18 protein-coding genes and 1 pseudogene are annotated in these 14,333 nt (G+C 67.8%); 8 read left to right on the top strand and 11 right to left on the bottom strand.

Features of this window, described 5'->3' with window-relative positions:
* Positions 1-193 precede the first annotated feature (193 nt).
* Positions 194-964 (top strand): SDR family NAD(P)-dependent oxidoreductase, encoded by a 771-nt coding sequence (locus tag LKD76_RS06805; protein WP_227980123.1) that lies wholly within the window; start codon positions 194-196, stop codon positions 962-964.
* Between the two features lie 77 nt (positions 965-1,041).
* Here LKD76_RS06805 and LKD76_RS32105 read toward each other — a convergent pair.
* The 3 genes and pseudogenes from LKD76_RS32105 to LKD76_RS06795 all read right to left on the bottom strand — a co-directional run.
* Positions 1,042-1,163, bottom strand: a pseudogene (locus LKD76_RS32105) (SDR family oxidoreductase); the annotation flags it as partial.
* A gap of 13 nt (positions 1,164-1,176) precedes the next feature.
* On the bottom strand, positions 1,177-1,713 hold the full coding sequence (locus LKD76_RS06800) for a hypothetical protein (RefSeq protein WP_227980122.1): 537 nt from the start codon (positions 1,711-1,713) through the stop codon (positions 1,177-1,179).
* Positions 1,714-1,850: 137 nt separating this feature from the next.
* On the bottom strand, positions 1,851-2,546 hold the full coding sequence (locus LKD76_RS06795) for an NAD(P)-dependent oxidoreductase (protein WP_227980121.1): 696 nt from the start codon (positions 2,544-2,546) through the stop codon (positions 1,851-1,853).
* A gap of 435 nt (positions 2,547-2,981) precedes the next feature.
* Between LKD76_RS06795 and LKD76_RS06790 the strand changes: the two genes are divergently transcribed.
* Positions 2,982-3,317 carry a hypothetical protein gene (locus tag LKD76_RS06790; protein WP_227980120.1) on the top strand — a complete coding sequence of 112 codons (336 nt, stop codon included), beginning with the start codon at positions 2,982-2,984 and terminating at the stop codon, positions 3,315-3,317.
* Positions 3,318-3,361: 44 nt separating this feature from the next.
* Here LKD76_RS06790 and LKD76_RS06785 read toward each other — a convergent pair whose 3' ends face one another.
* Positions 3,362-3,727: a DoxX family protein gene (locus LKD76_RS06785; RefSeq protein ID WP_227980118.1), complete on the bottom strand. Its 366-nt coding sequence runs from the start codon at positions 3,725-3,727 to the stop codon at positions 3,362-3,364.
* A 104-nt stretch (positions 3,728-3,831) separates the two neighbouring features.
* Between LKD76_RS06785 and LKD76_RS06780 the strand changes: the two genes are divergently transcribed.
* Positions 3,832-4,209, top strand: coding sequence for a winged helix-turn-helix transcriptional regulator (locus tag LKD76_RS06780; RefSeq protein WP_227980117.1), 378 nt, complete (start codon positions 3,832-3,834; stop codon positions 4,207-4,209).
* Positions 4,210-4,222: 13 nt separating this feature from the next.
* On the opposite strand, the gene LKD76_RS06775 is transcribed toward LKD76_RS06780, so the two are convergent.
* The 4 genes from LKD76_RS06775 to LKD76_RS06760 all read right to left on the bottom strand — a co-directional run bounded on the left by LKD76_RS06775 (position 4,223) and on the right by LKD76_RS06760 (position 8,633).
* Positions 4,223-5,449 carry an FAD-dependent monooxygenase gene (locus tag LKD76_RS06775; protein ID WP_227980115.1) on the bottom strand — a complete coding sequence of 409 codons (1,227 nt, stop codon included), beginning with the start codon at positions 5,447-5,449 and terminating at the stop codon, positions 4,223-4,225.
* Between the two features lie 229 nt (positions 5,450-5,678).
* On the bottom strand, positions 5,679-6,368 hold the full coding sequence (locus LKD76_RS06770; protein WP_227980114.1) for a GAP family protein: 690 nt from the start codon (positions 6,366-6,368) through the stop codon (positions 5,679-5,681).
* Positions 6,369-6,450: 82 nt separating this feature from the next.
* Positions 6,451-7,464 carry an alcohol dehydrogenase catalytic domain-containing protein gene (locus LKD76_RS06765; protein ID WP_227980113.1) on the bottom strand — a complete coding sequence of 338 codons (1,014 nt, stop codon included), beginning with the start codon at positions 7,462-7,464 and terminating at the stop codon, positions 6,451-6,453.
* A gap of 170 nt (positions 7,465-7,634) precedes the next feature.
* The gene (locus LKD76_RS06760) at positions 7,635-8,633 is read right to left on the bottom strand and encodes a helix-turn-helix transcriptional regulator (protein ID WP_227980112.1); all 999 of its coding nucleotides are present in this window, start codon (positions 8,631-8,633) and stop codon (positions 7,635-7,637) included.
* Positions 8,634-8,694: 61 nt separating this feature from the next.
* Between LKD76_RS06760 and LKD76_RS06755 the strand changes: the two genes are divergently transcribed.
* Positions 8,695-9,861 (top strand): epoxide hydrolase family protein, encoded by a 1,167-nt coding sequence (locus LKD76_RS06755; RefSeq protein WP_227980111.1) that lies wholly within the window; start codon positions 8,695-8,697, stop codon positions 9,859-9,861.
* Between the two features lie 43 nt (positions 9,862-9,904).
* On the opposite strand, the gene LKD76_RS06750 is transcribed toward LKD76_RS06755, so the two are convergent.
* Positions 9,905-10,489 (bottom strand): TetR/AcrR family transcriptional regulator, encoded by a 585-nt coding sequence (locus LKD76_RS06750; RefSeq protein ID WP_227980109.1) that lies wholly within the window; start codon positions 10,487-10,489, stop codon positions 9,905-9,907.
* A gap of 69 nt (positions 10,490-10,558) precedes the next feature.
* On the opposite strand from LKD76_RS06750, the gene LKD76_RS06745 reads away from it, so the two are divergent.
* The 4 genes from LKD76_RS06745 to LKD76_RS06730 are packed head-to-tail and all read left to right on the top strand — an operon-like array spanning position 10,559 to position 13,235.
* Positions 10,559-11,452 carry an NADP-dependent oxidoreductase gene (locus LKD76_RS06745; protein WP_227980107.1) on the top strand — a complete coding sequence of 298 codons (894 nt, stop codon included), beginning with the start codon at positions 10,559-10,561 and terminating at the stop codon, positions 11,450-11,452.
* Positions 11,453-11,502: 50 nt separating this feature from the next.
* Entirely contained in the window at positions 11,503-11,871 is a 369-nt protein-coding gene (locus LKD76_RS06740; protein ID WP_227980106.1) for an ArsR/SmtB family transcription factor, read from the top strand.
* The gene (locus tag LKD76_RS06735; protein ID WP_227980105.1) at positions 11,868-12,521 is read left to right on the top strand and encodes an SRPBCC family protein; all 654 of its coding nucleotides are present in this window, start codon (positions 11,868-11,870) and stop codon (positions 12,519-12,521) included. Before LKD76_RS06740 ends, LKD76_RS06735 begins: the two co-directional genes overlap by 4 nt.
* Positions 12,522-12,566: 45 nt before the next feature.
* Positions 12,567-13,235 carry a DNA alkylation repair protein gene (locus LKD76_RS06730; protein WP_227980103.1) on the top strand — a complete coding sequence of 223 codons (669 nt, stop codon included), beginning with the start codon at positions 12,567-12,569 and terminating at the stop codon, positions 13,233-13,235.
* 110 nt (positions 13,236-13,345) lie between these two features.
* Here LKD76_RS06730 and LKD76_RS06725 read toward each other — a convergent pair whose 3' ends face one another.
* On the bottom strand, positions 13,346-13,660 hold the full coding sequence (locus LKD76_RS06725; protein ID WP_227980102.1) for a hypothetical protein: 315 nt from the start codon (positions 13,658-13,660) through the stop codon (positions 13,346-13,348).
* A 141-nt stretch (positions 13,661-13,801) separates the two neighbouring features.
* Positions 13,802-14,140 carry a YciI family protein gene (locus tag LKD76_RS06720; protein ID WP_227980101.1) on the bottom strand — a complete coding sequence of 113 codons (339 nt, stop codon included), beginning with the start codon at positions 14,138-14,140 and terminating at the stop codon, positions 13,802-13,804.
* Between the last annotated feature and the right edge of the window lie 193 nt (positions 14,141-14,333).

Genomic DNA, 14,333 nt, shown 5'->3' with positions numbered 1-14,333 from the left:
GAGACAGCGGGTCCCGGTATCGACGATACGGAGCACCGCTTCGGTTCCGCTCACTGTAGGTAGCGCGCGCCGCGCGGTCAACAGTGAGGCACTGATCGTCGCATTGTTGCACTCTATGCGACAGATCCGCCGCCTCGGCCGCGCACAGACTTTGGACTTGCTGGTCCAAAAAATCGCTCGTAGCGTCGATCGCATGTCACGACTTTCGGGCAGAACGGCCCTCGTCACCGGTTCCACCAGCAATATCGGCCGCGCGATGGCCGTCGCGTTCGCAGCGGAGGGAGCCCATGTGATCGTCTCCGGCCGCGACGATGGTCGCGGCGCCACGGTCGTCGCCGAGATCCGCGACCACGGCGGGCGGGCCGACTATGTCCACGCCGATCTCGACGGTAGCGCCCAAGCCGCCCGGGCACTGGCCGCCACCGCGACCGAACTGCTCGGCGGACGGATCGACATCCTGGTCAACAATGCCGGCATCTTCCCGCCGTCGACCACGGAAACCGCGGACGAGGACATGTTCGACCGCGTCTACCGCGTCAATGTCAAAGCGCCGTTCTTCCTCACTCAGGCGATCGCGCCCGCGATGGCCCAGTCCGGCGGCGGGGTGATCATCAACCTGGGCTCGTGGGTGGCGCGGCTGTCCGTTCCGGTCGGCGCGCTGTACGCCTCGACGAAGGGTGCGACCGAAACCCTCACCCGCGCATGGGCCGCCGAGTTCGGCCCGCGAGGCGTGCGAGTCAACGCCATCTCCCCGGGGGTGGTCCGGCCGGCCGCGGACGAGCCCGCCGCGGCGGCGATGATGGCCGGAACCCCGTCCGGCCGGGTCGGCACCCCCGAGGAGATCGCGGCTGCCGCCGTCTATCTGGCCTCCGACGAGGCATCCTTCGTCCACGGCTCCGTGATCGACGTCGACGGCGGTCGCACCGGCGTCGCGGTCCTGGCCGGCACCGCGTCCCCGCGGTAGATCCCGCGATACCGGCCGGCGGGCAGTGCGCTACTTCAGCGTGCTGCCCGCATCCACCGTCATGGGCAGACCGGTGATGTACCGCGCCTCCTCGGAGGCACCGAGTTGACCCGGATCGAATGCCGGCCAGCTCCACCGCGAAGGTCCGCATGAGACCCACCACGCCGTGCTCGGCCGCGACGTAATGTCCGGTGTTGGGGCACCAGGAGCGGTCACCGGGGTGACACCACCGGCCCTTCGCCAGGCGCACCGGTCACCCGTCGCCCCGGATGACTGTCGAGCATCCGCAGACTCGCCATCATCGCGGCGCCGATCCGGAATTCACCGGCCCACCACTTGGCGGATCGGATCGGCAGGCCGCGCGTCTTGTATTTCCGCATGATCTCGACGTGATACGGGAGTCCGATGAATGTCGACAGCCCGCGCTCGTCGGCCCATATCGACAGCGAACCGACCTGGCGGCGCCACGGCCGGATATAGGTGAGTACGCCGACCGCGCCATCGATCTGCGCCAGTTGATCTCCCAGCCGCTCCGAGGCACGCCAGATATCCGGCACATCGGCGATATGCGTGGTGGTGAACTGGGTCAGGCTGATCATGAAGGGCCCCCCGGCCTCGGCCATCGGGCCCGCTTTCCACGCGCTGTTGAGGACCAGATCGGCCAGCGGTGAGCCGGGTGTCCGATATCGCCTCCACGCCTGCCACGGCAGCGCGGGCAGGCGGCGTCGCGGCGGAAAGGTCGGTGCCATGCGGATCTCCTGTCGAACCATCAGAGTTGATATGCTAACGATTACGATACGCGCATGCATATAATTTTCCAATGGCTGCCGGACGGCGGCGAAAAGCACCGGACTCTCGATGCCGCCACCTGCCGCGGACGCGGCACTCAGCGCGCGGCGCGGACGGTATCGCGCATCCAGCGGAACAGGGTGGGGTTGCCGACAGTGGTGATGACACCCACGGTGGCCCGCACATAACGATCCTCGGTCACGGCGGCGAGCATCGCGGCGGCCAGATCCGCTCGGGCGGTGAACATTCCGTCGGCATGCCCCTCGACGACGGTGAAATCGGTGACATCGGGACGGTCGTAGAGTCCGCTCGGGCGCAGGATCGTCCAGTCGAGATCGGTGGCACCGATCGACGTCTCCATGCGCCGCATATCGTCGTAGAGGGTGCGCCCGGCCACACGCGTCACGTACGGAACCACCACCCGGTTGAAGACGAACCCGCCGTCGGAGTAACGCCGCGGGTCGACCCCAGCGGAACTGATCACCGCCAGCCGCCGCACTCCATGGCGCCGCATCGCGCCGACGATCGTGGCCGTCCCCTCCGAATAGGTAGTGATCGGCTCCTTCGCCGCGGGCACACCGAGGGCCGACAGCACCGCGTCCGCGCCCGCGACCGCCGCGTCCACGGCGACCGGGTCGAAGACGTCGGCACCGGCGACCGCGAGCCGATCATGGCGCAGCGGAAACGAATCCGGTTGCCGGGTGACCGCGGTGACCCGGTGCCCTGCCGCCAGAGCCTGGCCGGTGAGCGCCCGGCCGGTCGGACCGTTGGCTCCGAAAATGGTGATACGCATGGTGCGCGCCTTCCTGATCTGTTCTTCGGGGGACGCACACAAGACGCCCGAACCCCCGGCCGCGTGACAACCACGCCGCAGTGAGCCGGCTCACACCGAATGGCGACGCCGTGACCGACCGCGGCGAGAATCGGCTCGTTCGCGGGATCGGACGGCCGCCATCGGCCGGGCCGGGGTTGAGTGCGATGCGACTGTCGATGGAATACGCATCGGGCATCGTGTGGAATCGGCGGGGTTCGGTCTGGCGAGTCTTCGATCGAAGCACGCTCGGCCGCCACAGCGATCGGGAAAATCTCGGGCCCACAATGAATCCCGTCTTCGCCGAACGCGATATGACACCCGAGGGGTTCGCGGAGTACGAGGCGATGCGCAAACAGGGCGGCCGCGCCTTCGTGCTGTGGGGCCGACGCCGCCCGGCAACGGGTATTCGCTCGCGTGAGAACCGCGAGCACCACCACGGGCGGGCCCGCGATCTACGAAATACTCGGCGCCACCGGAGAATCCGTCGGCACCGTGGTCCGGGAGCCGGCCTTGCGCAACGGCCGGATCCGCACCCGGTGGACGGTCACCGCCGCGGGCCGTGAGACCGTCACCGGGCACAAGGGTGACACCGGCTGGTGGATCGCGTGGTGGTTGTTCTTCCCGGTCCAGTGGCCGTGGTCGTGCTCATCGTCGCGGCGGCTGTCATGGGTGGAGGCGATGGCGACATCGCCGCACACCGCGCCGAATCCGATGGCGCGACAACACGACCGGCGCCGTACCGCTCGATGACGACAGCGAGGTGCTCGATGCCGCCGGCGCACGACCTGACCCGCCTACAACCACACGGTCGACAACCAGACGAGCACGGCCGCGGCGACCAGCAGGGCGACGTTCAATCCGATCACCGCGACCTCACCCCTACGCAGATGCAGGGTGATCGCGCCGAGTTGCACGGCAACCAGTCCGAGGGCGGCCGGCAGCGCCAGGAGCACAGCCGTTCCGGTGAGCGGCGGCAGGATCAGGCCGGCCGCGCCCAGTACTTCGAGCACGCCGAGGGTGCGGACGAAGCCCAAGGGCACGGTATCGATCCACCCCATCATCGGCCGCAGCTGATCCTGCGAGCGCACGATCTTCACACCGCCCGAGTAGAGATAGAACACGGCCAGCAGCCCGCCGACGATCCAATAGGCGTTTTCCACCGGTTACCTCCAATGGTTACGAATGGTAAGCAGCAGCATCATCCGTCAGAATCGGAAGGCGTACAAAAGGAACATCCGTGTGCGTAGCCGACAGGAAGGTGCCCATGGCAGGTCAGCCTCGACTGTGCTCGATCCGTGGAGATATGGGCAGGGCGGTCCGCGACGTCCTGGACCGGATCGCCGACAAATGGGCCCTGCTGATCATCGCCACCCTCCACGATCAGCACATGAGATTCACCGAGGTCCAGCAACAGATCCCCGGTATCTCGCAGCGGATGCTGTCGTTGACGTTGCGCAAACTCGAACGCGACGGCTTGGTCACCCGGACGGCCTACGCCGCGGTCCCGCCACGCGTCGAGTACGGCCTGACCGCCCTGGCCGAATCCCTCATTCCGCATGCCGTCGCGCTGGCCAACTGGGCCGCCGAACACAACCCGGCGATCGCCGCCAACCGTCGCGACTACGACGCGCGCCGCGATTGAGCGTGGCCGGAAGTCACCGGGCACCGGGCTGATTCGACAACCGGGATGAATAGTCCTCGACGGTCATGGAGTTGTATACGCGGGCGCTCGTGGTGGTGAGGCGCAGAAGTGCGCGGGCGGGCCCCGCGGGCAGCACGGACAGCAGACGGGTGGCCTGCAGCAATCCCTGCACACCGAAGCGGGAGGTCGGGATCAGGGTCTTGGCCGCACTCAGCGCCACCGCCCGGCTGTCGCGCACATGCTCCGCCATCGCGTGCTCGTAGGCGGGAAGGGCACACTCGGGATCGCCGCCCGCGCGCGCCAGCTCCCCCGCCAGGACATAGGCGCCGACGACGGCCAGGCTCGTGCTGCCGCCGACTGCCGGGCCGGGACAGTAACCCGCGTCGCCGACCAGCGTCACCCTTCCCCGCGACCAGGTGTCCATGCGGATCTGGGTGATCGAGTCGAAGTAGAAGGCCGCGGAGGTGTCGATGGCGTCCAGCCAGCGCTGTACTTCGGGGTCGGCGCCGCGAAACACGTTGCGCAGCATATTCTTCTGCCGGTTCACATCGTGGTGGTGGTAGTCGAGTTCGCGCTCGCTGCGGAACAGGAACAACGCGCGCGCCTCGTCGAGGTGCCGGGCGCGATACATCCCCGCGGTGCGCCCCACGCCGACATGGATGCGGACCTCACCGTCGACCCCCGAGATGCCCGGCAGCGACAGCACCGCCAGATAGGCTCCGGCGAAGACACTGAAACGGGACTCGTCACCGAAGACCAGGCGGCGCACGGTGGAATGCAGGCCGTCCGCACCGACGATCAGGTCGAACCGGCGCGGCGCGGCATGCTCGAATCGCACCTCCCCCTCGGGCGAGATGGCGGTGATCGAATCGCCGAAAAGGTACTCGACGTCGTGACATGCGGCCTCGTAGTAGATCTCGCTCAGATCGTCGCGCATGATCTCGGCATGCCGGTCGGAGGTCGTGCCGAAGATCTTGGACAGGTCCACCCGGGCCGGCGGTCGGCCGCCTTCCGGGTACAGGGCCATCCGGTCCGTACCCGTGATCCGCTCCTCGATGCGGGCGAGCACACCCATCCGCTCCGAGATGTCCATCGCGGGCCGGAACAGATCGACCGCATGACCGCCGGTCTTGCGCGGGGCCGGCGCTCGCTCGACAACCGTGACCGAAAAGCCGTGTCTGGTAAGCCAATACGCCAGCACCGGACCGGCGATACTGGCGCCGGAAACGAGAATCCGCATAGGTGGTCCTCCCTTCGCATCAGTGCTGAGCGGCGACGTCGCGACGGAGCGTTCCGGTCGCGGCCGGTTCCGTGGCTGTCGCCGCCGGGCAGCCGGACCCCTGGGTCCCTCCCGGACCACCACCCTGCTGGGCGACAACGACTTACGTCTTGGACAAATGTCGGCCCCGGCGCCTCGAAACCCCGCCACGACGACCGGGGTCACCCGTCCGCACGTATCCGGAGGCGATCTATCCCCCCGACAACGCTTCGATTCCCCGCCCGATCATCATCGCGCCCAGCACGAACAACAGGACCATCGCGACGGTCCGGTCGTTGGCGATCAGCCACGTCTTGGCCGCTGCCAGCCGCCCGTCGAGTCGGGAACCGGTGACGAGATAGGCGACGATCGGGATGATGCACGAAGCCAACGCGATCCCGACGAATACCGCGCCGGCGCCGATCGCGGACCCCGTCGACAGCCGGGCCTCGCCGATATCCAGACCGCCCATCGCTCCCGGAACAAGCGAACCGACATCGATCACCACCAGCGCCACTCCGAGCCCGAACGCCCGCACCGGAGTGATCCCGTCGACGCGGCGTAACAGTCTGGCCGTCTGCGATTCCGGGCCGCCGCGCCCGCGCCGATACATCAGCCAGGTGGCGATGAGGATGAGGACACCACCCAGGCAGATGTGCACGATCGATACGGTCGTCGAGTGCCCGTGCCGGCTCGTACGCCGGGCGGCGGAAGTACCGCCGATGATGAGTGCGACCAGCACGACGACACCGACGAACGCGATCACCCGCCCCGCCAGATACCCGACGCTGTTGGTGCGCGCCCGGTCCGACACCAGAAGCAGCACAGCCACGATGACAGGAAGCGGACTCAGCGCGATCGCGGTCGCGAACGGCAATGTCCGGCCGATCACGGTGACCATTCGCCGTTCCTTTCCGGCCCCGGAAACCGGCAGCCACCACCATTCGGATCAGCCGTGTGCCATCGAATTCCGGCCCGCCGGACTACATGGTGAGGACCATGCGATATCGGGCACGACCTTCGGCCATATCGGCGTAAGCCTCGGCCGCGCGAGCGAGCGGGCATTCCTGGACCCGCGCCCGCACACCCGATTGGACCGCGAATTGCATCGTCTCCTCGACGTCGCGCGCGGTGCCGGAAGGATGGCCGACGACGCTGAGTCCGGGCACGATCAACTGCATCGGACTGATCGGCAGCGGATCGGCGGTGACGCCGATGGCGATCAGCTGACCACGCGGCGCCAGCCCGCCGACCGTATCCGCCATGGCTCGGGCATTGCCGGCGGTCCCCAGCACCACCGCTACCCCGCCGAGCCCGCGCAATGCCTCGCTGACGTCGCCGGCGGTCGAATCGATGTAGTGGTGGGCGCCCAGTGCGCGGGCGTCCTCGGCTTTGCCCGCTCCCCGGGCGATCGCGATCGTTTCGAAACCCATCGCCCGCGCGAATTGCACACCCAGGTGGCCCAATCCGCCGATTCCCAGCACCGCGACCCGATCGCCCGGGACCGCCTTGCTCTCGCGCAGCGCGTGAAAGGTGGTGACCCCCGCGCATCCCATCGGCGCGGCGTCCACCGGTGAGAGCCCGTCCGGAATGCGGGCCAATGCGTTGGCCGGCACCGTCACCGACTGGGCGTATCCGCCGGGATAGTGCCAACTGGGCACCTGCAGGTTCTCGCAGTGGATGAAATCGCCCTTCCGGCACGGTATGCACACGCTGCAGTGCCCGCCGAACCAGCCCACCGCGACACTGTCGCCGACCGCGAAGTTGTCGACACCGGCACCGACCTCGGCGACGGTGCCGGCGATCTCGTGCCCCAGCGTCAGTGGCCACGTCATCCCGGGGAACCCGCCTCCGACGAACGCGCGATCGGTGCCGCAGACCCCGCACGCCGATACCGCGATCCGCACGTGGTCTCGAGTCGGTGAGGTCGTGTCGACGTCGACCAGTTTCAGCGCCTCCCCGACCGACCGCACCTGAACAGCGTGATGAGTAGCCATCTCAATCCTCTCCTCGGGAACGACTGTGAGCGTTTGCGGAGCGGCGGAACGGTCGATCAGGCCGGGTCTGCGCCGGGCGGCCGCACCACGGTCGCCGACATCGATGCAGGTACAGGCCCCACGACGGAAGGGTACCGCGAATTCCGGCCGCCCGAGGACGGGTCGAAGGATCACCCTGCTGCCCGGCCGTCTGCACCGCGTCGCACCTGTTCGGGCCCCGTGGCGCGGGTGAACCGGCCGGCGAGGGCCCGCAGATGCGCCACCAGTTCCGGCGGGGATTCGACCTCGAATTCGACATCCAGCATGCCGACCGCCAGCGCGACCAACGCGTAGGAGTCCGAACCCATCTCGAGGCGGCAGGTGTGTTCGTCGATCGGGGTGACGATGCCCTCGATCCGGCCGGCGAGTTCTTCGGCGGGTACGTGGACGCGCATGACGGAGCGATACGGCCACATCGCGAAGCCCATGGTGCGGCGCAGATACGCGCCGACGTCACCGTCGGGGGACGCGCGGTGGGTGAAGCGGCGGCCGTTGGGTGTCCGCAACGCCATTCGGTCGACGCGGAAAGTGCGCCAGTCCTCGCGGTCGGTGTCCCAGCCCACGAGGTACCACTTGTTGCCCCAGTGCGCTATTCGATGCGGCTCGACACTGCGGCGGGATTCGTCACCGGCGTGGCTGCGGTAGTCGAAGCGCAGCGTCTCGGCGGCGCGGATGGCGGCGGACATGGCGGTCAGCGAATCGGCGTCGACCGTGGGACCCGGGTGGTATCGGGGCGGCATGGCGACCACGGCGCCGCGCAACGCGTCGACGCGATGCCGCAGCCGAGCCGGAAGGACCTGTTCCACTTTGGTCAGCGCGCGCAACGATGTTTCCTCGATACCGGCGATGGTGCCGGTCGCATTGGTTTGCAGGCCGATCGTGACCGCCACCGCCTCGTCGTCGTCGAGCAGCAGCGGCGGCAGTGACGCACCCGCGCCGAGCCGGTAGCCCCCGACCGGTCCCATGACCGCGTGCACCGGATAGCCCAGCTCCCGCAGCCGATCCACATCGCGCCGAACGGTCCGGGTGGTGACGTCGAGTCGTGCCGCCAATTCCGTTCCGGTCCAATCCCGGTGCATCTGCAGCAGCGACAGCAGCCGCAACAGCCGCGCTGGGGTGGTTTCCGACATGATGTCATCCTCCCCCACGTGTAGGACCGAAACAGTCCTATATGGATCGGATGCTTTTCCCATGACCGAGACAACGTCCGCGATAACCCCCTTCCGCATCGACATTCCGCAGGCAGACCTCGATGAACTCGGCGATCGGCTCGCCCGGACCCGGTGGCCCGACGCGCTGCCGGGGGTCGGCTGGACATACGGGGTCGACCGGGACTACCTCATCGAGATGACCGAGTACTGGCGGACCGGTTACGACTGGCGCGAGCACGAGGCGCGGTTGAACAAGGCCCCGCAGTTCACCACCGAAATCGATGGGCAGAACGTGCATTTCGTGCACGTTCGCTCTCCGGAGCCGGATGCGACCCCGTTGATCCTCACCCACGGCTGGCCCAGCACACCGGCCGACTTCCTCGACATCCTCGGCCCGCTGACCGATCCGCGGGCACACGGCGGAGATCCTGCCGACGCATTCCATGTGGTGGCTCCGTCCGTACCGGGATTCGGGTTCTCGGGCCCGACCCGGGACACCGGCTGGGACGTGGCCCGGATCGCGCGAGCCTGGGCGACGCTGATGGCACGACTCGGCTACGAACGCTACGGCGCACAGGGTGGCGACTACGGGAGCCTCATCTCCCCCGCCCTGGGTCGCATCGCGCCGGAGCGGGTCATCGGTGTGCATGTGAACGCGCTCGCGGACGCCGCGACGGCGACCGGCTCCGGCCAGGGACTCACCGCGCTCTCGGAGGCCGATCGAGCCAAGGCCACGGCGAACCAGCGGTGGTGGTACGGCCACAACGGGTACGCCACCCAGATGTCGCTGCGCCCGCAGACCATCGCCTACTCCCTCAACGACTCCCCGGTCGGCCAGCTCGCCTGGAACCTGGAGTGGTTCGTCGACTGGGACCCCACCGCCACCGAGCAAACACCGATCGACCGCGACATCATCCTGACCGACGTCACGACGTTCTGGCTCACCGGCACAGCCGGTTCGGCCGCCCGGATCTACCGGGAGTCCGGGGCGTCCTGGGGCAGCAAACCCGCTCCCTCGGGCGTCCCGACCGCGGTCGCGAACTTCCAGGGCGACCGCGCCGTCCGTGGCCTGGCGGAGTTGGCCAACACCATCGTCCGCTGGACCGAATACCCCGTGGGCGGCCACTTCGCCTCGCTCCAGGCTCCCACCGAACTCGTCACCGATATCCGCGAGTTCTTCCGATCGGTCGCGGGCGTACACCGATGATCGATCCCGTGACGCGGCAACGCCTTTCGCACCCTCGGCACGGTCATCGACGTTGCGGTGCGGCAGCCTCCCACGCCGCTTCGATCATCCGGAAGATCTCGTCGATCGCGGCCTCCGGATCGTCGGCCTCACGGGCGAGCGAATAGGCGTCGATCACGAATCTCGCGATCGCCCGGCAGACCGCGGGGGTCGATGTCAGGTCGGGTGCGGCGGCGATGGCCGAGGCCAGCGATTCGGCGTGGCGCAGTCGCATCGACTCCTCGTACTGCCGGAGGGCGGGCGAGGAGTCGATCATGCGCCAGATCGGGTCGGCGTCGGCCGCCGTGCAATGCCGCACCAGGGCGAGGACCGCGGGGCGCAGGGCCGGGATGAGCGGCGCACCCGGCGCCCGGTCGGCGACCGCCTGTGTCAGGCGCCGCTCGAAGTCGTCGTCCCGTTCGAAGACCAACGCTTCCTTCGAGGTGAAGTGCGAGAAGAGGGTGGTCACAGCCACGTCGGCCGCGGCTGCCACGTCACGGATCCCCACCGCCTCGTACCCGTGTTCCAGGAAGAGCCGCAGGGCGGCGTCGGCGATCTTCTGACGGGTCGCGGCCTTCTTCCGCTCACGACGTCCGGTCGGCGCAGTCACGGTTGGATGCTATCAAGTACAAAAAACTAACGGTTACAAAACACTAACGGTTAGTGTTATTGTCGCCGCATGAAGAAGGTGAGCTTCGCCGAGTTCGGCGGTCCGGACGTCCTGCAACTGATCGATGCCGAGGAGCCACACGCCGGCCCTGGCCAGGTGCGCATCGCCGTGCGGGCGGCGGGTGTCAATCCCGTCGACTGGCGGATCCGCGAGGGCCAGTTCCAGCACGTCCACCCGATGGTCCTGCCCGCCGGGGTCGGGCAGGACGCGGCGGGGGTGGTCGACGAAATCGGTAAGGGCGTCACCGGATTCGAGATCGGGGACCGCGTATTCGGCGAGGGCTCGAGCACCTACGCGGAGTTCGCCGTCCTGTCGGCCTGGGCCCACATGCCGGGGACACTGACCTTCGAGGAGGCCGCCGGTTACCCCTCCGTGATGGAAACCGCACTGCGGATCATCGACCAGGTCGGCGTGCGAACCGGACAGACGCTTCTGGTCAGCGGCGCTTCCGGCGGGGTCGGATCGGCAGTGCTGCAGATCGCTCGCGACCGCGACATCACGGTGATCGGGACGGCCGGGGCCGTGAACCAGGACTATCTACGCGGCCTGGGCGCCGTCGCGACCACATACGGCGAGGGCTGGGTGGCGCGGGTGCGCCGGCTGGGCCGGATCGATGCAGCTCTGGACCTGGCCGGCTCGGGGGTGATCCGCGAACTCGTCGAATTGACCGGGGATCCGCAGCGGGTGATCTCCATCGCCGACCTCGGGGCACCGGAGTTCGGCGTCCGATTCTCGGGTGTAGCCGGAAGCATGACAGCAGCGCTGATCGAGGCGGCGACCCTCATCTCACAGGGAAAGCTCCACATCCCGGTCGAGAAGTCGTACCAGCTCGGCGACGCCGCGGCGGCACATGCCGACAGCCGCGCCGGTCACACCCGCGGCCGCCGGGTCATCGTGGTGTGACGAGTAAATATCAGGCTTGACTTATATTTGCTGTGCCTTATATTTGCAGTGTGCACGCGTTCGATGTCCTCGGCGATCCGGTCCGAAGACGCATTCTCGAGCTGTTGTCCGATGACGAGATGTCGGCGGGCGAGGTCGTTCGGGTGATCGGCGACGAGTTCGGGATCAGTCAGCCGGCGGTATCTCAGCATCTGAGAGTCCTCCGGGAGTCGGGCTTCGCGCGCATTCGCGCCGAAGGCACCCGCCGGATGTACTCGCTGGCACCCTCGCCGTTTCGCAGTGTCGACGAGTGGCTGGATCCGTTCCGACGGTTCTGGGAACCCCGCCTGGATGCACTCGCGACGGAGATCGCCCGAGGTAAGAAGGCGCGACGCGACGGCCGCGCACCGACACCACCACCTATCGAGGAGCAGCCATGAGCGAGCCATCCGATGATGTCATCGACGCGCAGCCGGATGCGGTGCGCCGTGAACTGGCCATCGAACGCGAGGAGGGCAGGCAGCACACGGTTCAGACCATCAGCCAGTCCTATGCCACCACGGTCGACGATCTATGGGAGGCCTGCACTCAGCCCGGCAGGCTCGCGCGGTGGTTCGCACCGGTCAGCGGTGACCTACGGCTCGGGGGCCGCTACCACATCGAGGGCAACGCCTCCGGTGACGTGGTGGCCTGCGATCCGCCACGCTCGTTCACCGTCACGTGGGAGTTCGGCGGAGACTCGAGCCAGGTGACGGTGCGCCTGACCCCGGAGGAGAACCGCGCCCGGCTCACCCTCGAGCACGCGCACACCGGCGAGGCCGACTCCGCATTCTGGGCTCGGTTCGGACCGGGCGCGACCGGGGTGGGCTGGGATCTCGCCCTGCTGGGTCTGGCACTGCATCTGATCGCCGGAAAGGATCGCCCGGACGATCCGGCCGCTTTCGCCCGCACCCGATCCGCCCAGCAGTTCATCCGCACAGTAAGCGGTCGCTGGGGTGAAGCGTCGGCCCGGGCGGGCACGCCGGAGGAGGACGCCACCGCGGCAGCGGATCGCACCGCCGCCTTCTTCCTGGGCGAGGCGCCCGCCTGACCGACCGGGACCGCGGTTCGCGCACCCGAGACGAGAGAGGTCGAGATGTCCACGACGGTGGCCGAGGTGATGGGCGAGCTTGCCGCGCTGGAGGATTCGAAGACTCGCGCGGTCAACGAGAAGCACGGTGATGAGCACGGAGTCAAGCTCACTGAACTGCGGGCGCTGGCGAAGCGCCTCGGACCGCAGCACGATCTCGCCCGCCGGCTCTGGGCAACCGACGATGCCGCGGCGAAACTACTCGCGATCCTGATCTGCCGGCCGAAGGAATTCGAGTTCGACGAGCTGAACGTGATGATCCGCCAGGCACGCGCCCCGAAAGTGCACGACTGGCTGGTGAACTACGTGGTGAAGAAGAACCCATCCGCGCAAGCATTGCGGCCGGTCTGGTTCGACGATCCGGATCCCGTGATCGCCGGCGCCGGGTGGGCACTGACCACCGATCGCGTCACGAGCACACCGGCCGATCTCGACCTGGCGGAACTGCTCGACATCATCGAGGCGCGAATGAAAGACGCGCCGGACCGATTGCAATGGGCGATGAACGAATGCCTGGCCCGGATCGGCATCGAACATGCGGAATACCGGGACCGGGCAACCGACATCGGCGAGCGCCTGAAGGTTTTCGAGGACTACCCGACCTCCCCGGGGTGTACATCCCCGTTCGCGCCGACGTGGATCGCCGAGATGGTGCGGCGGCGGGAGGCCCGCTAGCCGACTCGAACGGGGAGGCCGCCCATCACCGCGAACGGGTCTACCGGCCTTGCTATTTCGAGTCGTGAAAATGTCGAGGGCGGGCCGAGCGCCCACGCCCGATGCCGACCTCAGTCCTTGCCCAGGGCTTCGGAAGTCTTTCCGTCCTCGGCGGTTCGCGCCGCGCGCTGCGCTCTCATGTCGGCCTGCCACTTCTCGAAATCGGCCTGCATCACACCGATCTGACGTTCGACGGCTTCCTGGGTTTCCGACCACCAATTCTGCGCGGCCTTCCGCAGTTCCCCCGCCGTCTTTTCGAACTCGCTCTCTTCATGCTCGAGGGTGGTGCTCACCTCTTCCCGTCGAGCCCGCAGCGCGGCGCGATTCTTTTCCCGCGCGGCCGCGGAGGCATCTTCGAACTGCTTCACCCGGGCCGCGAGATCCATCAGCGATTCCGACAACGGTTTCATATCCCTGCCCCTTTCTCGAAATGTTTCGACCCTCGACGAGGATCCGGCATCCGTCACAGTCCAGCGTGGCCTACCCACTCAACCGAACCAAGGGCAGAACGTCATCTGATGCTCGGATCACGCGGGCAAAGCGTCTCCCGGAAAGCCGAGGCAGGAATGGACATCGCAGAGAATCATCTGCGCCCGCACGCACGGGTCGGCGGCCATGATGTCCTCGGCCTCTTCGGCCGACACGTTCATGATGGCGACTCCGGCCAACCCCTCGGAGGTGACCGGACAGAGGATCGCGATCACCCCGTCGGCGCGCAACGCCACCATTCGCCGCTGATGCTCGAGTTCGATCGCGTCGGCACCGTCCATATACCGTCGCGGACCCCATCGAAGGACGGCCATGCTGTAGGGCTTGGCGGATTCGGCGAGCTGCCGAATCTGCTCGTCGGTGATGTCGGTGGTCATTACTTCCTCGACTTCTCGGTAGCACACGGTCGGCGTCCTCCGTAGCGTACGGAGTAACCGCGCCGAGGACCTCTGGACCAGCGGAACCGGCTCCCCCGCAACAGATCCGGCAGGCCGGCGGACACGGGGACCACCACCGCCGCGCGAGGATCGACGAGCGGTGCCGGATCGAGGAACCGACCCGGTTCCTCGA

The organism is Nocardia spumae (assembly GCF_020733635.1).
GTDB lineage: Bacteria > Actinomycetota > Actinomycetes > Mycobacteriales > Mycobacteriaceae > Nocardia > Nocardia spumae.
The sequence above is the reverse complement of the archived record's forward strand: the minus strand, read 5'-3'. Positions and strand labels throughout refer to the sequence as shown.